Source organism: Actinomycetospora corticicola, assembly GCF_013409505.1.
Lineage (GTDB): Bacteria > Actinomycetota > Actinomycetes > Mycobacteriales > Pseudonocardiaceae > Actinomycetospora > Actinomycetospora corticicola.
Map to the genome: position 1 here is coordinate 4984098 of NZ_JACCBN010000001.1, position 18031 is coordinate 5002128.

The 18031-nt window shown below is 74.9% G+C and carries 15 protein-coding genes and 1 pseudogene; 10 read left to right on the plus strand and 6 right to left on the minus strand.

The window, feature by feature from the left end; genetic code table 11:
• Positions 1-31: 31 nt before the first annotated feature.
• Positions 32-748: an alpha/beta fold hydrolase gene (locus tag BJ983_RS24225; protein WP_179796144.1), complete on the plus strand. Its 717-nt coding sequence runs from the start codon at positions 32-34 to the stop codon at positions 746-748.
• A gap of 12 nt (positions 749-760) precedes the next feature.
• Positions 761-1803: pseudogene (locus BJ983_RS24230) on the plus strand (thiamine pyrophosphate-dependent enzyme).
• On the opposite strand, the gene BJ983_RS24235 reads toward BJ983_RS24230, so the two are convergent.
• Entirely contained in the window at positions 1793-2614 is an 822-nt protein-coding gene (locus BJ983_RS24235) for an alpha/beta fold hydrolase (RefSeq protein ID WP_179796145.1), read from the minus strand. The pseudogene BJ983_RS24230 and the gene BJ983_RS24235 sit on opposite strands and share 11 nt — an antisense overlap.
• An 86-nt stretch (positions 2615-2700) precedes the next feature.
• Positions 2701-3666, minus strand: coding sequence for an alpha/beta hydrolase (locus BJ983_RS24240; RefSeq protein ID WP_343054336.1), 966 nt, complete (start codon positions 3664-3666; stop codon positions 2701-2703).
• A 197-nt stretch (positions 3667-3863) separates the two neighbouring features.
• Between BJ983_RS24240 and BJ983_RS24245 the strand changes: the two genes are divergently transcribed.
• The 4 genes from BJ983_RS24245 to BJ983_RS24260 all read left to right on the plus strand — a co-directional run bounded on the left by BJ983_RS24245 (position 3864) and on the right by BJ983_RS24260 (position 9430).
• Entirely contained in the window at positions 3864-6647 is a 2784-nt protein-coding gene (locus BJ983_RS24245) for a helix-turn-helix transcriptional regulator (protein WP_179796146.1), read from the plus strand.
• Between the two features lie 81 nt (positions 6648-6728).
• On the plus strand, positions 6729-7340 hold the full coding sequence (locus tag BJ983_RS24250; protein ID WP_179796147.1) for a sulfite oxidase-like oxidoreductase: 612 nt from the start codon (positions 6729-6731) through the stop codon (positions 7338-7340).
• The gene (locus tag BJ983_RS24255) at positions 7330-8040 is read left to right on the plus strand and encodes an FAD-binding oxidoreductase (protein ID WP_179796148.1); all 711 of its coding nucleotides are present in this window, start codon (positions 7330-7332) and stop codon (positions 8038-8040) included. Before BJ983_RS24250 ends, BJ983_RS24255 begins: the two co-directional genes overlap by 11 nt.
• Positions 8033-9430 carry a dihydrolipoyl dehydrogenase family protein gene (locus BJ983_RS24260; RefSeq protein WP_179796149.1) on the plus strand — a complete coding sequence of 466 codons (1398 nt, stop codon included), beginning with the start codon at positions 8033-8035 and terminating at the stop codon, positions 9428-9430. Before BJ983_RS24255 ends, BJ983_RS24260 begins: the two co-directional genes overlap by 8 nt.
• A 66-nt stretch (positions 9431-9496) precedes the next feature.
• Here BJ983_RS24260 and BJ983_RS24265 read toward each other — a convergent pair whose 3' ends face one another.
• The 3 genes from BJ983_RS24265 to mgtA are packed head-to-tail and all read right to left on the minus strand — an operon-like array spanning position 9497 to position 13427.
• Positions 9497-10135 (minus strand): NAD(P)-dependent oxidoreductase, encoded by a 639-nt coding sequence (locus tag BJ983_RS24265; RefSeq protein ID WP_179796150.1) that lies wholly within the window; start codon positions 10133-10135, stop codon positions 9497-9499.
• A gap of 43 nt (positions 10136-10178) precedes the next feature.
• Positions 10179-10778 carry a methyltransferase domain-containing protein gene (locus tag BJ983_RS24270; RefSeq protein ID WP_179796151.1) on the minus strand — a complete coding sequence of 200 codons (600 nt, stop codon included), beginning with the start codon at positions 10776-10778 and terminating at the stop codon, positions 10179-10181.
• A gap of 36 nt (positions 10779-10814) precedes the next feature.
• Entirely contained in the window at positions 10815-13427 is a 2613-nt protein-coding gene (mgtA, locus tag BJ983_RS24275) for a magnesium-translocating P-type ATPase (RefSeq protein ID WP_179796152.1), read from the minus strand.
• A 106-nt stretch (positions 13428-13533) separates the two neighbouring features.
• Between mgtA and BJ983_RS24280 the strand changes: the two genes are divergently transcribed.
• From BJ983_RS24280 to BJ983_RS24295, 4 genes are all read left to right on the plus strand, one after another.
• A complete protein-coding gene (locus BJ983_RS24280; protein WP_179796153.1) occupies positions 13534-13884 on the plus strand; it encodes an ArsR/SmtB family transcription factor in 351 nt (116 codons plus the stop codon).
• 136 nt (positions 13885-14020) lie between these two features.
• Positions 14021-15409 carry an LCP family glycopolymer transferase gene (locus BJ983_RS24285; protein WP_179796154.1) on the plus strand — a complete coding sequence of 463 codons (1389 nt, stop codon included), beginning with the start codon at positions 14021-14023 and terminating at the stop codon, positions 15407-15409.
• Between the two features lie 22 nt (positions 15410-15431).
• Positions 15432-16901 (plus strand): FtsW/RodA/SpoVE family cell cycle protein, encoded by a 1470-nt coding sequence (locus BJ983_RS24290; protein ID WP_179796155.1) that lies wholly within the window; start codon positions 15432-15434, stop codon positions 16899-16901.
• Positions 16898-17074, plus strand: coding sequence for a hypothetical protein (locus BJ983_RS24295; RefSeq protein ID WP_179796156.1), 177 nt, complete (start codon positions 16898-16900; stop codon positions 17072-17074). The genes BJ983_RS24290 and BJ983_RS24295 overlap by 4 nt, the downstream gene beginning before the upstream one ends.
• Here the strand turns inward: BJ983_RS24295 and BJ983_RS24300 are convergent.
• Positions 17063-18016 (minus strand): TIGR03557 family F420-dependent LLM class oxidoreductase, encoded by a 954-nt coding sequence (locus tag BJ983_RS24300; RefSeq protein ID WP_179796157.1) that lies wholly within the window; start codon positions 18014-18016, stop codon positions 17063-17065. The two genes, BJ983_RS24295 and BJ983_RS24300, sit on opposite strands and share 12 nt — an antisense overlap.
• Between the last annotated feature and the right edge of the window lie 15 nt (positions 18017-18031).

Genomic DNA, 18031 nt, shown 5'->3' on the forward strand with positions numbered 1-18031 from the left:
GGGTGGTCGGACCCCACCCGAGGAGCACGCCATGTCGAACCCGCCCACCGTCGTCCTCGTCCACGGCGCCTTCGCCGACGCCTCGAGCTTCCGCGCGCTGATCCCGGAGCTGCTCGACTCCGGCCTCCCCGTCGTCGCGCCGGCGGTACCCAACCGCTCGCTCAACGGCGACGCGGCCTACATCGCCTCCGTCGTGCGGCAGATCCCGGGCGACGTGGTGCTCGTCGGCCACTCCTACGGCGGCGCCGTCATCACCGTCGCCGGGGCCGAGGACAACGTCCGCGCCCTCGTCTACCTCGCCGGCTACGCCCTCGAGGAGGGCGAGAGCCTCGGTGAGCTGCAGGGCCGCTTCCCCGACTCGGACCTCGCGACCGCGCTGGTGCAGACCGAGTACCCCCTGCCCGACGGCGGGACCGGGGTCGACGTGTCCGTCGACCCCGCGAAGGTCCACGACGTCTTCGCCGCCGACGTCGACCCGGAGACCACCCGGGTGCTCGCCGTCGCCCAGCGTCCCCTGGCCGCCGCCGCGTTCGGCGAGCCGGCCTCGGCCGCGGCCTGGAAGGCGAAGCCGTCCTGGGGCATCGTCTCGACCTCCGACCGGACGATCAATCCCGACGTCGAGCGGTTCGGCTACGAGCGCGCCGGCGCGACCGTCACCGAGCTCGACTCCTCGCACCTGGTGATGCTCTCCCACCCCAAGGAGGCCGCCGACGTCGTGCGCGAGGCGGTCCGGGCCACCGAGCGCTGACGGGCCGTCGACGTGAGCCACACCGCGGCCGACGACCTCGTCGAGGCCCTGATCGACGCCGGGGTGCACCGCATCTACGGCCTCGTGGGCGACAGCCTGAACGCGTTGACCGAGTCGATCCGGCGCCGCGGCGGCGCCGACCGCGGGGGGATCGACTGGGTGCACGTCCGGCACGAGGAGGCGGCCGCGTTCGCCGCCTCCGCCGAGGCCCAGCTGACCGGCCGGCTCGCGGTGTGCGCGGGGAGCTGCGGGCCGGGCAACACCCACCTGCTCCAGGGGGTGATGGACGCCCACCGCTCGGGGGCACCGGTCCTCGCGCTCGCCTCCCACATCACGTCCCGCGCACCCCGCTCGTCCAGGGGATCGTCGACGAGGTCGCGGCCGACGACGCGGTCTTCACCGTCGACACCGGGATGTGCTGCACCTGGGCGGCCCGCTACATCACCCCGAACGGGCGCCGCCGGATCCTCGGGTCGTTCGTGCACGGGTCGATGGCCGACGCCCTGCCGCTCGCGGTCGGGGCGCAGGTCTCGCATCCCGGACGGCAGGTGGTGTCGTTCTCGGGCGACGGCGGGCTCGCGATGCTGCTCGGGGAGCTGCTGACCGTGCGGACCCACGCGCTGCCGATCAAGGTCGTCGTGTTCGACAACTCGAGCCTGGGCATGGTCCGCCTGGAGATGCTCGTCGCGGGCGACCCGCCGTTCGGGACCGACCACGACCACGTCGACTTCGCCGCGATCGCCGCGGCGATGGGCGTCCACGCCCGCCGGGTCACCGAGCCCGGTGACCTGCGCGAGGCCGCCCGGGACGTGTTCGCCCACGACGGGCCGGCGCTGCTGCACGTCGTGACCACGGCGGACGCCCTCGAGGTGCCCACGCACGTGACGCCGGCCGAGGCCCGCGGCTTCGCCCTGGCCGTCGGGAGGACGGTGCTCTCCGGCGGGGTCGGCGGCCTCGTCGAGATGGCCCGGCAGAACCTGCGCAACATCCCGCACTGGACATACGTCGGCGCCCGTGGGGGAGTCCCCACGGGCGCCGGTGTGTCTACTGCTTGATGAAGTCCAGGATGTCCTGGTCGAGCGCGGCCCGGTACTCGCCGTAGATGCCGTGCGGCGCCCCCGGGTAGACCTTGAGCGTCCCGTCCGCCACGAGCTCGATCGTCCTCCGCGCGGCGTCGTCGATCGGCACGATCTGGTCGTCGTCGCCGTGGGCGATCATCATCGGCACCCGCAGCGCCTTCAGGTCCTCGGTGAAGTCGGTCTCCGAGAAGGCCTTGATGCAGTCGTACGCGGCGGCGAGGTTGACGTTCATCCCCTGCCGCCAGAAGTCACGCTTGGCGCCCTCGGAGACGGCGCTGCCCTCCCGGTTGGCACCGAAGAAGGACTCGGCGAGGTCGATCCAGAACTGCGACGCGTCGGCCAGGACGCCCGCCCGGATGCCGTCGAAGACCTCGATTGGCAGGCCCTCGGGGTTGGAGTCCTTCTTGACCATCACCGGCGGGACGGCCCCGGCCGTGATGACCTTCGAGACGCGGTCGCCGCCGTGCTGTGCGGCGTAGCGCACCATCTCGCCGCCCCCGGTGGAGTGGCCGATGAGGACGAGGTCGCGCAGGTCGAGCGCCTCGACGAGCTCGGCGACGTCGCGGGCGTAGGTGTCCATGTCGTTGCCGGTGTACGTCTTCGACGAGCGCCCGTGGCCGCGACGGTCGTGCGCGATCGTGCGGTAGCCGTGGTCGGCGAGCAGCTTCACCTCGACCGACCAGGCGTCCGACGACAGGGGCCAGCCGTGGCTCAGCAGGACGGGCCGGCCCGAGCCCTGGTCGGTGTAGTAGATCTCGGTGCCGTCGGACGTCGTCAGGTAGGGCATGTCGGCTTCCTTCTCCCGGGGGTGGACCCCGACCCTCCCGTCGGGCGGGCGCCCGCCGCATCGGTCGCTCGACGCAAGTGCAGGGGTCAGGCGGCGAGGGCGTCCGCGAGGAAGGCGGCGCCCTCGCGGCGGGCGGCCCGGGCGGCGGGGACGTCCCGGAGCGGGCGCAGCGTCACGAAGTCGTGGATCACCCCGAGGTAGCGGACGGCGAGCACGTCCACGCCGGCCTCGCGCAGGGCCCGCCCGTAGGCCTCGGCCTCGTCGCGGACCACGTCCACCTCGGCGGTCACCAGCAGCGTCGGCGGGAGCCCCACGAGGTCCTCGCGGCGCGCGCGGGCCGGGGCGAACCCGGCGTCGCCCAGGTCCCGCGGCGAGCCCGGGTACTGCGCCCAGTACCAGCGGGCGGCGGTCCGGGAGAGGACGGGCACGTCGGCGAACTCGTGGTGGGACGCCGAGTCGCAGTCGGGGTCCGCCCACGGGTAGTAGAGCAGCTGGGCGGCCAGGCGGGGTCCGCCGCGGCGCTGGACGAGCATCGCGAGCACGGTGGCGGTCGTGGCCCCGGTGCAGTCCCCGGACACCGCCACCCGGGCCGGGTCGAGCCCGAGGTCGGCCGCGTGCTCGACCACCCACAGCAGCGTCGCGTACGCCTCCTCGACCGCCACCGGGTAGCGCGCCTCGGGGACCAGCGTGAACTCGGGGACCACGATGGTCGCCCGGGCGCCCACCGCGAGCGCGCGAATGAGGTGGCCGTGGGTGTCGGCGTCACCGGTCACCCAGCGCCCGCCGTGCAGGTGGAGCACCGTCGGCAGCGGCCCCGGCAGCCCGGCGGGGCGGACGACCCGGAACGCGACGAGCCCGTCGGGGCCCACCGGCGCGGTGTGCAGCTCGACCTCGACCCCGGGTCCCTCGAGCCGGTCGTCCTGCAGCTCGCGCAGCGCCTGCCGGCCGTCCTGGGTCCCGAGCGAGTGCAGCGGTGGCGGGCCGGCGAGGCCGCGCAGCAGCCGCGCGCACGCCGGGTCGAGCACCACACCCCGGTCGTCCCCTGCCGTCACGCCGCCTCCGGTCCCGTTCCCGCTCCGAGCACGCTAGCGGTCGTTCACCCACGCAACCATCTCCCCGGTGCGGAAGCGGTCGACCGACCGATGGCCGGGGTGCGATGACGTACGGCGGGCCCCGACCCGGCCTCCCGACGACGGATGGCGGCGGCCGACGTCGCGACTACTGTGGCGCGGCGACGAGAGGAGCACCGATGAGCGGCCCTCCTCCTCCCGTGCCGCCGGTGATGCTCCTCGGTCGGGACGCCGAGCTGGCGGTGCTCGACGCCCTCGTCGACACGGTCGTCGCGACCACCACCCGACCTGCGGTCGCCGGTCGCCCCGCCGTCGTCGTGGTGGGTGAGGCCGGGATCGGCAAGACCGCCCTGCTCACGCACGCGGCCGGACGCGCAGCGGAACGCGGGGTCCGCGTCCTCGCCGCCGACGGCTGCCGGGCGGAGGCCGACCTCCCGTTCGCCGCGCTCGGCCAGCTGCTGTCCCCGGTCCTCGACCTCGTCGACGAGCTGCCGACCCACCCGCGGGCGGCCGTCACGGCCGCGCTGCTGGAGGGCGCCGCGGAGGTCCCGACCGGGGCGCTGCACCTCGGAGCGCTGATGCTGCTGCGCCGGGCGGCCCGCCGGGACCCGGTGCTGCTCGTCGTGGACGACGCCGACCGGCTGGACCAGGAGTCGCTGCGGGCCATCGTGTTCGTGACGCGTCGGCTGAGCGGGGTCGACCGCATCGGGCTCGTGCTGGCCGGACGCGGCGACGTCCGTCCCCTCCCCGGGGACGCCTCCCTCCCGACACTGTCCCTCGGACCGCTCGCGGAAGCCGACGCCGCGGCGGTGGTCGACCGTCGCGCCGCCGGGCTGGCCGACGGCGTCCGGCGCGAGGTCCTGACGGCGGGTCGGGGCAATCCGCTCGCGCTGGAGGAGTTCGCGGACGCAGGCAGCGCGCGGCCCGCGGAGATGTCGCGGCGCGTCGACGCCGTGTTCGGCGCCGCGATCCGCGAGCTGTCCGGGACCACGCGGCGGCTGCTCACGCACGCGGCCGTGGCCGAGGGGGAACCCGTCGCCACCGTGCACGTCGCCGCCGGGACCGACCCGGACGACCTGGGGCCGTGGGGACCCGCCGAGCGGGCGGGGCTCGTCCTCCTCGAGGACGGCGTCGTCTCCTTCCGGCACCCCCTGGCCCGCGCGGCCGCCGCAGCGACGGCCCCGGCCGCCGAGCGCCGCGCCGCCCGCCTCGCCCTCGCCGACGCGGGCCTCGACCCCGACCTCGCCGCCTGGCAGCGGGCCCGCGCCTCCCTCGCGCCGGACGAGACCGTCGCGCTGGCGCTCACCGCGTCCGCCGTCCGCGCGGAGTCCCGTGGCGACCCCCGGGCGGCGGCCCGCGCCTGGCGCCGGGCCGCGGACTGCTCGCCGGAGCCGCGCGACCGGCTCGACCGCCGGCACCGGGCCCTCCAGGCGTCGTACGCGGCGGGCGACGCCGACGCGGTGGCCGAGGAGCACGCGACCGTCCGCGAGGAGACCGACGACCCGACGGTGCGGGTGTACACGACGCTGCTCGCCGCGGCGGCGCTCATGCTGCACGCCCGCCAGCGCGAGGCCGTCCGACGGCTGCAGGAGGTGGTCCCGGCCATCGGTCGGACCACCCCCGCGGGGACCGCCCTGCTCGGCGCGTTCGTGCGCCTGGCCGCCGACTTCTCCGGGGTCCCCGAGCACCGTGCGCTCGCCGACGCCGTCCTGGCCCGCCCGGAGGTGACCGACGCGGCCCGCCGGGTGCTCGCCGAGGCCGACTCGCCCGCCGACCTGATGTGGCTGCGGGCCACCGTGTACGACCGCGGGGAGGCCGCCGAGCAGCTCGACCGCCTGCTCGCCGAGGGACGGGCCGGGGCCGGGGCGACCGCGGACGACCTGCAGAACCTGGGGTTCCTCGCGGACCGGGCCGACGACGTGCGGCGCGCGGTCGACCTGTTTGCCCGGGCGCACGACCGGATGCACCACGAGGGCCCGGCCGCGTTCGGGGTGCCGATCCTGGCCGCGCTGCTCGTCGAGCACGGCCGCTGGAGCGAGGCAGACGCGGTGATCGCCCGCTGGACCCCGGTGGCCGACGAGCGCGGCATGGACCGGGTGGCCGTCGAGCTGGCCGCGCCCCGTGCGGTGCTGGCGGCGCTGCGCGGCGATCCCGACACCGCCCACGCCGTCGTGGCCGCGGCCCGCCGGCGCGTCGACCTCGCCGACAACCTGTTCCTGCAGCTGCGGCTGCACTCCGCGGCGGCCCACGCCGCGCTGGTGGCGGGCGACCGGAACCGGGCCCACCGGCACCTCCGCGCCCTGTTCGCTCCGGACGGCACGCCGCTGCACCCGGGCCTGTCCCCCCGCGCCGTCGCCCTGCTCGCCGCCGCAGCTGGTGGCATCGGGCCCGAGGAGCGGCGGGACGTCGCCCGCGTCGTCGACCGGGTGCGGGCCACGCTCGGTTCGCGCCCCTCGGCCCACCTGCGCCTGCTCCTGCACCACGCGGACGCCCTCGTCGGCGACGAGGCGCACAGCGAGCACCACTTCCGGCTCGCGCTCGCGGACCCCACGGGCCAGGACTGGCCGGTCGAGCGGGCGAGCGTCCGGCTGCACTACGGCGAGTGGCTGCGTCGGCGGCGACGGCCCTCGGAGGCCCGCGAGATGCTGGAGGCCGCGCTCGAGGCGTTCGACACGCTCGGGGCGGCCGGCCCGGCCGAGCGGGTGCGGAGCGAGCTGCGGGCGGCCGGCGCCGCGGACCAGCGCGACGCCGCGGCGGGCGAGGACCCGCTCACCGAGCTGACCCCGCAGCAGCGCGAGATCGTGCGGCTCGCAGCCTCCGGGCTGCGCAACCGGGAGATCGCCGAGCGGCTGTTCCTCTCGCCACGCACCGTCGGGTCCCACCTGCACCACGCCTACCCGAAGCTCGGGATCAGCGGACGCCACCAGCTCGGGAGTGTGCTGCGCGACCCGTCGTCGGGATGATCCTCCCGTCCTGCGTCGTTCGACCGACGCGGACACCGGTCCGTCCTCCCTAGGGTGGGCGGAGGTCGAGAGGAGCCGGCGATGGCGATCACGCGGGGATTCACGGGACGACGCAAGCAGGCAGAGCGCGACCCGCGGCTGCCCCCGGGCCAGTACGACGTCGGGAAGTCGTGGCCCGTGCTCACCGCGGAGCCGACCGGTCGGGTCGACGCCGAGCGGTGGACGTTGACGATCGACGGACTCGTCGCGAACCCGACGTCGTGGTCGCTCAAGGACCTCAAGGCCCTCGGCACCGACACCTACCGCGGCGACATCCACTGCGTGACGACCTGGTCGAAGCTCGACACCTCGTTCACCGGCATCAGCCTCGACACGCTGCTGGACATCGCGCAGCCGCTGCCCGAGGCGCGGTTCGTGGTCGAGGAGTCGACGACGCGCTACCGCACCAACCTGCCCCTCGACGACGTCACGGGCGGCAAGGCGTGGATCGTCTGGGAGCACGAGGGCAAGCCGCTCACGCGGGAGCACGGCGGGCCGGTCCGGATGCTCGTGCCGCACCTGTACTTCTGGAAGTCCGCCAAGTGGATCTCCAAGGTCACCCTCCTCGACCACGACGAGCCCGGCTTCTGGGAGATCAACGGGTACCACCACCGCGGGGACCCGTGGCAGGAGCAGCGCTTCGATGGCGACTGATCCGCAGCGGGCCGCCACCTGGCGCGACGCGAAGGTCGTCTCCGTCGACCACCACGGCGAGCTCGGCGTGATCCTGCGCCTCCACGTGCCGGACCGGGTCGTCCACCGTCCCGGCCAGCACTACGTCCTGCGCCTGCGCGCCGAGGACGGCTACACGGCGAGCCGGTCCTACTCCGCGGTCTCGGGCCCGGCGGAGGACCTCGTCGAGCTGTACGTGGAGAAGGTGCCCGACGGCGAGGTGTCCGGGTTCCTCGCCGAGGTGGTCGAGCCGGGCGACGTCCTGGAGTGCCGCGGACCGATCGGACGCTGGTTCGCCTGGGACGGCGCGACCCCGGCGCTCGGGATCGGCGGCGGGAGCGGGGTCGCCCCGCTGGTGTCGATGCTGCGCCACGCCCGCGCCGTCGGTCGCCCGGAGCTGCTGCACCTCGCCGTGTCGGCGTGGACGGCCGAGCACCTGCCCTACCGCGAGGAGCTGGAGGCGGCCGGCGCGCTCGTCGCGTACTCGCGGCAGAAGGGCGGCTCGCGGCTCGACGCCGCCGTCATCGCCGCGATCGCCGACCCGGGGGCCACCGCGTTCGTGTGCGGCTCGGCACGATTCACCCTCGCGATGGAGTCACACCTCCTGTCCGCCGGGCAGCCGGAGGCGAGCATCCGGATCGAACGGTTCGGACCGACGGGAGAGAATGCGGAGCATGGCTGATCTGGACGTCGACGTCGTGGTGATCGGGGCGGGACCGGTGGGCGAGAACGTCGCCGACCGCGCCCACCAGCAGGGGCTGAGCGCCGCGGTCGTGGAGGCGGGGCTCGTCGGCGGCGAGTGCTCCTACTACGCCTGCATCCCCTCCAAGGCGCTGCTGCGCCCCGTCGACCTGAAGGCGGCGGTCGACCGCATGCCCGGCGTCGACGCCGGTCCGGTCGACGCCGCCAAGGTGTTCGAGCGGCGCGACCAGTTCGCGAACCCGGACGACTCCGGGCAGGCCGACTGGCTCGACGGCGCCGGCATCACGCTGCTGCGCGGTCGCGGGCGGATCACGGGTGAGCGGGCGGTGGCGGTGGAGCACGCCGACGGCACGACGACGGACGTGGCCGCCCGCTACGTCGTGGTCGCCACCGGGTCCGTGCCGACCTACCCGCCGGTGGACGGCATCGCCGACGTCGACGCCTGGACGAACCGCGAGGTCACCCAGGCCTCGCACGTGCCGGACTCGCTGCTGGTCCTCGGCGGCGGGGTCGTCGGCGTGGAGATGGCGACGGCCTACCAGCGCCTCGGCAGCCGCGTGACCGTCGTGCAGCACGGCGAGCGGCTCGTCCCCGGGGTCGAGCCCGAGGCGGCCCGGCGGCTGCAGGCCTCGCTCGAGGCCGACGGGGTCGACGTCCGGCTGGGCACGTCGATGACGGCGGTGAAGCGGGACGGGGCGGAAGTCGTGGCCTCGCTCGACGACGGGACCGAACTGCGGGGCGCGGAGCTGCTCGTGGCCGCGGGCCGGCGCCCGGGGACGGCCGACCTCGGGCTGGACACCGTCGGCCTGGAGCCGGGGAAGCCGCTCGACGCCGACGAGACGACGACGGTGCAGGGCGACTGGCTCTACGCCGTGGGGGACGCCTCGACCGGTGCGAAGCTGACGCACATGGGCAAGTACCAGGCCCGCATCTGCGGGGACGTGCTCGTCGCCCGGTCGAAGGGCGCGTCGGTCGGCGGCCGCTACGCGAAGACCGCGACCACGACCGAGCAGACCGCGGTGCCGCAGGTGATCTTCACCGACCCGCAGATCGCGGCCGTCGGGCACACCGAGGCGTCCGCGCAGCAGGCCGGGTTGCACGTCCGCGCGGTGAGCTACGAGATCGGGAACACCGCCGGCGGGTCGCTGCACGCCGACGGCTACGACGGCTTCGCGACGATCGTGGTCGACACCGACCGCGAGGTGATCGTCGGCGCGACCTTCGTCGGCCAGGACGTCGCCGACATGGTGCACGGGGCGACCATCGCGATCGTCGGCGAGGTGCCGCTGGCGCGCCTCTGGCACGCCGTCCCGTCGTTCCCGACGATGTCCGAGGTGTGGCTGCGCCTGCTGGAGACGTACGGGATGTGACCTTCGGTCCTGTGAGCACTAAAGGGGCCTATAGCCCCCTTTAGTGCTCACCTGGCCGCAGGCCACCTAGTTGCTGATCGCCGGCGACGCGTGCAGGTACGCGGTGCTGGTCAGCTGGTCGACCATGAACCGCGCGACGTCGGCGCGGGCCATCTCCACGCCGATCGGGTCGACGCCGAGGAAGCCCGACCGGATCGGGTTGCCGCCCGGGACGTCGATCGGCGCGAACATCCGGGCGACGGTCCAGTCGAGGTCGGACGTGGTCACGGCCTCGTGGATGCCCTGCACCTCGGCGAGCGCGCCGGGGATGAGGACGCCGATGCCGATCGGGACGAGCCGGTCGAGGAGACGCGGCCGGTCGCGGGGGTCGGGCACGCTCACCGTCACCAGCGACACCAGGCGCCGGACGTCCGCCGCGTGCATCGCCTTCACGATCGTCCGCGTGCCGTCGGTCAGCGGGGTGTCCGAGAGGAACGGGTCGATGGGCGGGCCGTACGCGGTGATGACGGCGTCGGCGCCGTCGACCGCCCGCGCCACGGCGTCGGTGTCGGACAGCTCCGCCTCGACGACCTCGACCGCGTACTGCTGGTCGCCCATCTTCCCGGGCGACCGCACGAAGGCGGTCACCTCGTGCCCGTCGGCGAGCAGGTGGTGGACGACGAACCGGCCGACCCCGCCGGTCGCCCCGAACACGGTGACCTTCATGGCGGTGGGATGGCTCACGGCGTCCGGTTCCAACCCCTCCGTGTCAGGCGGCACACCCGAGGTAGAGATGGGAGATGACCGACGGTCCCGGCATCCGGGCGTGCTCCAGCGACTCGATCTCGAAGCCCGCGGCAGTGATCCGGCGGTCGACGGCCCGCTCCAGATGACAGCCGGCCACGAGCCTCTGCTGCACGCCCGTCAACCGGTGCTGCCACCGCTGCACCCCGGGATCGGGGGCGAGCCCGTGGTCGAGGAACAGGAATCGGCCGCCCGGGCGCAGCACCCGCCGTGCCTCGCGCAGGGCCGCGTCGAGGTCCGGGATGGTGCACAGGGTGAACGTGGAGACGACGGTGTCCACGGCGTCGTCGGGCAGGTCCAGCGCCGCACCGTCGAGCCCGGCGTACTCGAGCGGCGGTCCGGTCCGCCGCCGGGCCAGGCGGCGCGCCGTCATCGACGGCTCGACCGCGAGGACCTTCCCGACGGCGGGCGGCATGAGCGGGAGGTTCGGCGCCGACCCCGAGCCGAGGTCGAGCACGACGCCGCGCGCGGGCGCCAGCGCCCGCTCCCGCAGCCGGGTCACGGGAGAGCGACCGAGGACGAGGTCCGTGACGCGGGGGACGACGTGCTCCGACCAGGGGTTCACGCGGCGGGACCCTAGACGCACGACCGTCGGGTGGGCCTAGAGCCAGCGGCCCCGTCGGCGGAGGTGGACGGCCTTGAGTGCCTGCGCGAGGCCGGCGTAGCCGAGCACCGCGACGGTGATCCACAGCAGGTAGACCGGCGGCGGGTTCTGCATCGAGAGCGCACCCGCCAGGGGCCCGAAACTCAGTCCGAGCCCGGTCACGGCCACGGCGAGCGCGGCCAGCACCACCGGACGGCGGGGGAGACGACGCCAGGGCGCGCCGCGGGTGCGCAGCACGAGCACGATCGCGAGCTGGGTGAGCAGGCCCTCGACGAACCAGCCGGCGCGGAACTGTGCGGGTGCACCGGAGGCGTCGAGGCCCCACCACAGGACCCCGAAGGTGGCGAGGTCGAAGAGCGACGAGAGCGGTCCGAACGTCAGCATGAACCGGACGAGCTCGGAAGTGTCCCACCGGCGGGGCCGCGCGGTGTACTCGGGGTCGACGCGGTCCCACGGCAACGCCAGCTGCGCGGCGTCGTAGAGCAGGTTCTGCACCACGAGCTGCAGCGGGAGCATGGGCAGGAAGGGCAGGAGGACGGCGGCCGCGACCAGGGCCAGCACGTTGCCGAAGTTCGAGCTCGCCGTGATCGTGACGTACTTCAGGGTGTTGCCGAGGGTCCGGCGTCCCTCGACCACGCCCGCCGCCAGGACGGCGAGGTCCGGGTCGGTGAGGACGAGGTCGGCGGCGCGTTTCGCGGCCGGGGTCGCCGAGTCGGGCGCGATGCCGACGTCGGCGATCCGCAGCGCGGGCGCGTCGTTCACACCGTCGCCGACGAAGCCGACCACTCGGCCTGCGCCCCGCAGGGCGGTGACCACCCGGACCTTGTGGGCGGGGGTGACCCGGGCGAAGACCCGCGCCCGCTCGAGCAGGCGCGCGAGCCGGACGTCGTCGAGCGCGTCGAGGTCCTCCCCGACGACCACCTCGGAGGCGGGGATCCCCGCCTGGTGGGCCACCCGGGCGGCGACGTGGCGGTTGTCGCCGGTGAGCAGGAGGACCTCGACGCCGTGCTCCGCAAGGCCGCGCACCGTCGCGGGGGCGCTCTCGCGCACCGGGTCGACGAAGCCCACGAAGCCGACCAGCGTGAGGTCCTGCTCGTCGGCCTCGTCCACCGCGCCGAGCCGGGGCAGCCGCTTCGCCGCCACCGCGAGCAGGCGCAGGCCCTGGTCGGCGTGGGCGCGGGCGAGGTCGTGCGCGGCGAACCGGCGACCCGCGTCCAGCTCGACCGCGTCGCCCTCGACCCGCGCCTGCGAGCACCGCGGGAGGACCTCGTCGGGGTCGCCCTTCGTGATCATGAGCCGCTCGCCGTCCTGGCGGCGGACCACCACCGAGGCCCGGCGGCGCACCTGGTCGAAGCCGATCTCGTCCTCGGGGGAGTAGACGGCGTCGTCGAGCGGGTCCGTCGGGTCGGCGAGCTGGTCGAGCACCGCCTCGTCGAGCCGGCCCGCCGGCGCGATCTGGGACCGGACCGCGAGCACCGCGTAGGCCGCGGCCTCGTCGTCGGGACGTCCCCACGGGTCCAGGCTGTGCGTGGCCACGAGCCGCTCCTCGGTGAGCGTGCCCGTCTTGTCCAGGCACACCACGTCGGCCGCACCGAGGTCCTGCACCGCGTTCAACCGGGTGACGATCACGTGGGCGCGGGCCAGCCGGCGGGCCCCCCGCGCGAGGGCGGTGGTGACGACGACGGGAAGCATCTCCGGCGTCAGGCCCACCGCCACCGCAGTGGCGAAGAGCAGCGCCTGCTCCCAGTCCCCGGTCACGGTGCCGTTGACGGCGAACACGATCGGGACCAGCACGAGCATGAAGCGCACGAGCGTCCGGCTCACCCCGCGGACCCCGCGGTCGAACGACGACTCCGGCCGCTCACGCCCGGCCCGGCGGGCCAGCGCCCCCGAGTAGGTGGCGCCGCCGACGGCGACGACCACGGCCGTCGCGGTCCCGGCGACCACCTCGGACCCGGCCAGGCAGAGCACGGCCGCGTCCTCCGGGCCGCCGTCGCACGCGCCGGTCGCGGACTTCGCCACCGGCAGCGTCTCGCCGGTGAGCACGGCCTGGTCGACGAACAGGTCCGCGCCGGTGACGAGTCGGAGGTCGGCGGGGACCACGTCGCCGGGTCCGAGGAGGACGACGTCGCCGGGGACGACGTCGGACAGCGGGACCTCGCGCGGACACGGGTCGGCGTCGTCGTCCGCACGTCGCCGGACGGTCACCGTGGTGACGAGTCGGGCGCCGACCGCGCGCACCGCCCGGTCGGACCGGACCTGCTGCCAGCGGCGCAAGGCCACCGAGGCCAGCACCATGACCGCGACCGTCACCGCGCCGCGGACGTCGCCGACGGCGGCGAACACGACGGCGAGCCCGGAGAGCAGGGCGACGAACGGGCTGCGCAGGGCCGCCCAGGTCGCGGCGAGCGGGGCCGTCGCCGGCTCGAGGTCGACGGTGTTCTCGCCGTGGGTGTCCTGACGGCGGGCGGCCTCGGCCTCGGTGAGGCCGTGCGGTCCGGTGTCGAGGGTGCGCAGCACCTCGAAGGCCGACGCGCTCGCGGCCTGCGTGAGCGCGGCGGTGTCGGGCAGCGCGCCGGTGGGCGGGCTGGTGGACGGGTGGGTCGGCATGGTCGGTCCCTGTCGCCGGTCGAGCGATGATCAGTAGACCCCGCGTCCACGGAACAGTCAAACGATCGTGCAAGTATGGTGGCTCACGTCGATCGAGGAGGAGCGCATGGCCCCACCGGGACCCGGGGAACGGCCGGACCCGGCCGTCGTCCAGGACGCCGCCGGGACGTTCGGGCTCCTCGCCGCCACCGTGCGCGTGGAGCTCGTCTGGCTGCTCGCACAGGAGGAACGCGACGTCGGCACGCTGGCCGAGCTGACCGGGCAGTCGGTCGCCACCGTCAGCCACCACCTCGGGAAGCTCCGGCTCGCCGGCCTGGTCAGTGCGCGTCGGGACGGCAAGCGGCAGATCTACGCCGTGGACGACCCGCACGTGGTCGACCTCGTCCGGGGCGCGGTGGCCCACCACGAGGAGCTGCGCCAGACCCCGCCCGCCCGCCGGCGACGCCGTGGTGCTTGACGCCGGGCGCCGCCCGGTCGGTCGGGGGTCGTCCCGCCCCCACCCGCCCCGTCCGCCGGTCGGTCCCGTTCCCCACCCCCCGACGACGACCGCGCCCCGTCCGCGCGGGGTGCGCGTCGGCCGGATCGTGGCCACGGTGTGCTCGGCCCTCGTGCTGCTCGCCGGCGGGACCGGCTACGCCCTCGACCGGTCGCTCACCGGCACGTCCCTCACGTCCCTGACGACCGGGTCGCACTCGGCCGACGGCTCGACGAACATCCTGCTCATCGGCCTGGACACCCGGCGCGACCAGGACGGCGGGCCGTTGCCGACGGCCGTCCTCGACGCGCTGCACGCGGGAGACGGCAACGAGGGCGGCTACAACACCAACACCCTGATCCTGCTCCACGTCCCGGACGACGGCGGCAAGGTCACCGCGTTCTCGATCCCGCGCGACGACCTCGTCCCGATCCCGGGCTACCGGCCGGACAAGATCAAGCAGGCGTACGGGGTGACCAAGGCCGCCGTCGAGGACCGGATGACCGCCCAGGGCGTCACCGACCCGGCCACCCTCGAACAGGCCGGTCGCGCCGCGGGCCGGCAGGCGACCGTCGGGGTGGTGCAGACCCTCACCGGCCTGCCGGTCGACCACGTCGCCGAGGTGACGCTCGCGGGCTTCTACGACCTCGCGAACGCGCTCGGGGGCGTCACGGTCTGCCTGAATCACGCCGTGCAGGACTCGTACTCCGGGGCCGACTTCCCCGCGGGCGTCCAGCAGATCACGGGCTCGCAGGCCCTGGCCTTCGTCCGGCAGCGGCACGGGCTCACGAACGGGGACCTGGACCGGACCCACCGCCAGCAGGCGTTCCTGTCCTCCGCGATGCACCAGGTCACCGCGGCCGGCACGTGGACCGACCCGTCGAAGCTCGCCGCGCTGCTCGACGTCGCCCACCGCGACGTGGTCCTCGACCAGGGGTTCGACGTGCTGTCCTTCGCCGCCTCCGCGTCCAACCTCACCAGCGGCGACGCCGCCTTCTACACGCTCCCGATCGAGGGCTACGTGCAGGCGAACGACGAGGACGACAACGAGGTCGACCCGGCGCACGTGCAGGCGTTCATCCGTCAGCAGATCGCGGCGGCCGCCGCACCCCCGGCCCCGCCGGCGGCGCCCGCCCCGCCCGTCGATCCCACCGCCGCGGCGGGCACCACCGTGCAGGTCGACAACGCCTCGGGGACGCCGGGCGAGGCCGCCTCGGCGGAGACGATGCTCGTCGGGCACGGGTTCAGCCCCGGGGCGACCGGCACCGTCACCGACCGCGCCGCCTCCACCGTCGTCGCCGCCCCCGGGGACGCGGCCGCCGCCACGCTCGCCGCCTCCCTGCTCGGCGGCGGGGTCACCACGGCGACCGACCCCGGGCTCACCGCGGGACACCTGCGGATCGTGCTCGGCACGGGCTACCGCCCGCCGGCCGCACCGTCCACCGCGTCCGCCGCCGGCCCCTCCGGGGGCCCCGTCCAGGCCGGAGGAGTCCCGTGCGTCGATTGACCGCGCCCCGCAGGAGGCCGTCGTGACCGTCCGCGACCGTCCCGCCGGGGCGGCGGACACGAGCCGCCCCGACCCGTCGTCGGGAACCCCCGCGCCCCCGACCGGGCGCCGCACCGAGCTGGCGCTGCTCGTCCTCGCGGCCGCGATCACCACGGCGTCGCTGGTGTCGGTGGAGCTGGACCAGCAGCACGAGCTGAGCTGGACGCTGGGCTACCTCGGGCTCGCCTACCTGGCGCTCTTCGCGGGGGCGCATCTCGCGGTCCGGCGGTGGGCGGCCTACGCGGACCCGCTGATCCTGCCGTGCGTCGCCCTGCTGACCGGGATCGGCCTCGTCATGATCCACCGCCTCGACCTCGGGGCCGTGACCGACGCGCTGCTCGCCGGCGACGCCGCACCCTCGGCCGACGCCCCCCGGCAGCTGGCCTGGGCCGCGGGCGCCGTGGTGCTGCTCGTCGTGGTCCTCTGGCGGCTCCCCGACCACCGCGTGCTCGCCCGCTACGGCTACCTGTTCGGCCTGGTCGGGCTGGTCCTGCTGGTGCTGCCCGGGCTGCTGCCGTCGAGCATCTCCGAGGTCAACGGCGCGAAGCTGTGGATCCGGATCGGCCCGTTCTCGCTGCAGCCCGGCGAGTTCGCGCGGCTCGCGATCATCGTGTTCGCGGCGGCCTTCCTGGTGGAGAAGCGCGCGCTGTTCGCGACGGCGGGTCGGCGGCTCGGGCGGATGGAGCTGCCGCGGCCGCGGGACCTCGCGCCGCTGCTGATCGCGTGGCTCGCCGCGGTCGGGGTGCTCGCGCTGGAGAAGGAGCTCGGGGCGTCCCTGCTGTTCTTCGGGATCGTCCTCGCGATGATCTACATCGCCACCGAGCGGGTCTCGTGGGTGCTGATCGGGCTCGGGTTCTTCGTCGGCTCCAGCATCCTCGCCGACCACCTCTTCGCCCACGTGGGCGTCCGTGTCGCGGTGTGGGCGGACCCGACCGCGGACTTCGCCAACACCGGCTACCAGCTCTCCGAGGGGCTGTTCGGGCTGGCCTACGGCGGTCTGCTCGGCACCGGGCTCGGGGCCGGTCACCCGGACCTCGTCCCCCTCGCGAACACCGACTTCATCATCGCCGCGCTGGGGGAGGAGCTCGGGCTGGCGGGTCTCACCGCCGTCCTGTGCGTGTTCCTCCTGCTCATCGGACGCGGCCTGCGGACCGCGACCGCCGCCCGGGACCCGTTCTCCACGCTGGTCGCGGCGGGCCTGTCGTTCTCCCTGGCCCTGCAGCTGTTCATCGTGGTCGGCGGGGTGACCGACCTGATCCCCGAGACCGGCCTGACGGCGCCGTTCCTGTCCTACGGCGGCTCGTCCCTGCTGGCCAACTACGTCCTGGTCGCCGTCCTGCTGCGGATCTCCCACCAGGTGCGTCGGCCGATCGAGCGCCCTGCCGCGCCGTCGGTCCCGCTGGCGCACGCGGCGACCGTCATGAGTCCCCGACCCGATCTGGAGCGATCGTGACCTACTGGGAGGGCGCCGGGGTCTTCGCCGGCATCCCGCTGCTCGTGCTGTTCCTCATCGCCGTCCCGATCTTCGGGCCGGTGTGGCTGGAGTGGCTGCGGGGCCGGCGGGCGGGCCGCCGGTCCGACGACCCGGCCCGTGACGACTCGGCCCGTACCGACTCAGCCCCGTAGCGCGGGCAGGACCTCCTTCGCGTACGCGGCGAAGAAGCCCTCGACGTCGGGGCCGATCTGCTGCACGTAGACCTCGTCGTACCCGGCGTCGGCGTAGGAGCGGAGCTGCCCGACGTGCTCGTCGACGTCGGATCCGCAGGAGAACAGACCGGGGACGGCGTCGCGCGCCAGGAGCTGTGCGGCGTCCTCGAAGTCCGACGGCCGGGGCAGGGTCTGGGCGAGCTGACCCGGGAAGCCGTCGTTGGGCCACATCCGGTGGGCGTGGTCGATCATGGCCTCGCGGTCGTCGCCCCAGCAGACCTTGGTGCCGCCCTGCGTCGGGCCCTGCCCGCCCGTGGACCGGTAGGTCTCCAGCAGCGAGGCGTCCGGGGCGACCCCGCAGTAGCCGTCCCCGATGCGGGCGGCGAGCTCGGTGGCCTGCTCGCCGAAGCCGGACACGTAGATCGGGACCGGCTGCTCCGGGAGCGTGTAGATGCGGGCGTCGGTGACGCGGTAGTGCTTGCCGCGGTGGTTGACCACGCCGCCCTCGTGCATCCGCCGGATGATCCCGATGGCCTCCTCGAGCATCTCGAAGCGCTCCCCGACCGGCGGCCACGGGTCGCCGAGGACGTGGTCGTTCAACGCCTCGCCGGTGCCGACGCCGAAGACGAAGCGGCCGTCGAGCAGCACCGAGGCGGTCGCGGTCGCCTGCGCGAGGATCGCCGGGTGGATGCGGATGATCGGGCTGGTCACCGCGGTCGTCACCGGGAGCGAGGTGACCTGGCTCAGGGCGCCGAGCAGACCCCACACGAACGGGCTCTGGCCCTGGGCGTCGTTCCACGGGTGGAAGTGGTCGGAGATCCACAGCCGCTCGAACCCGGCGTCCTCGGCGCGGCGGGCCTGGTCGAGGAGCTCGCGCGGCGAGTACTGCTCGCTGGAGAGGAAGTAGCCGTAGGAGGTCATGGCCGGCGGCTACCC

What these genes read in the sequence shown, in the direction of transcription:
- BJ983_RS24265 (WP_179796150.1), bottom strand. Translation starts at nt 10,135, where the DNA reads ATGAAGGTCACCGTGTTCGGGGCGACCGGCGGGGTCGGCCGGTTCGTC.
- BJ983_RS24245 (WP_179796146.1), top strand. Translation starts at nt 3,864, where the DNA reads ATGAGCGGCCCTCCTCCTCCCGTGCCGCCGGTGATGCTCCTCGGTCGG.
- BJ983_RS24235 (WP_179796145.1), bottom strand. Translation starts at nt 2,614, where the DNA reads ATGCCCTACCTGACGACGTCCGACGGCACCGAGATCTACTACACCGAC.
- BJ983_RS24260 (WP_179796149.1), top strand. Translation starts at nt 8,033, where the DNA reads ATGGCTGATCTGGACGTCGACGTCGTGGTGATCGGGGCGGGACCGGTG.
- BJ983_RS24300 (WP_179796157.1), bottom strand. Translation starts at nt 18,016, where the DNA reads ATGACCTCCTACGGCTACTTCCTCTCCAGCGAGCAGTACTCGCCGCGC.
- BJ983_RS24225 (WP_179796144.1), top strand. Translation starts at nt 32, where the DNA reads ATGTCGAACCCGCCCACCGTCGTCCTCGTCCACGGCGCCTTCGCCGAC.
- BJ983_RS24255 (WP_179796148.1), top strand. Translation starts at nt 7,330, where the DNA reads ATGGCGACTGATCCGCAGCGGGCCGCCACCTGGCGCGACGCGAAGGTC.
- BJ983_RS24250 (WP_179796147.1), top strand. Translation starts at nt 6,729, where the DNA reads ATGGCGATCACGCGGGGATTCACGGGACGACGCAAGCAGGCAGAGCGC.
- BJ983_RS24280 (WP_179796153.1), top strand. Translation starts at nt 13,534, where the DNA reads ATGGCCCCACCGGGACCCGGGGAACGGCCGGACCCGGCCGTCGTCCAG.
- mgtA (WP_179796152.1), bottom strand. Translation starts at nt 13,427, where the DNA reads ATGCCGACCCACCCGTCCACCAGCCCGCCCACCGGCGCGCTGCCCGAC.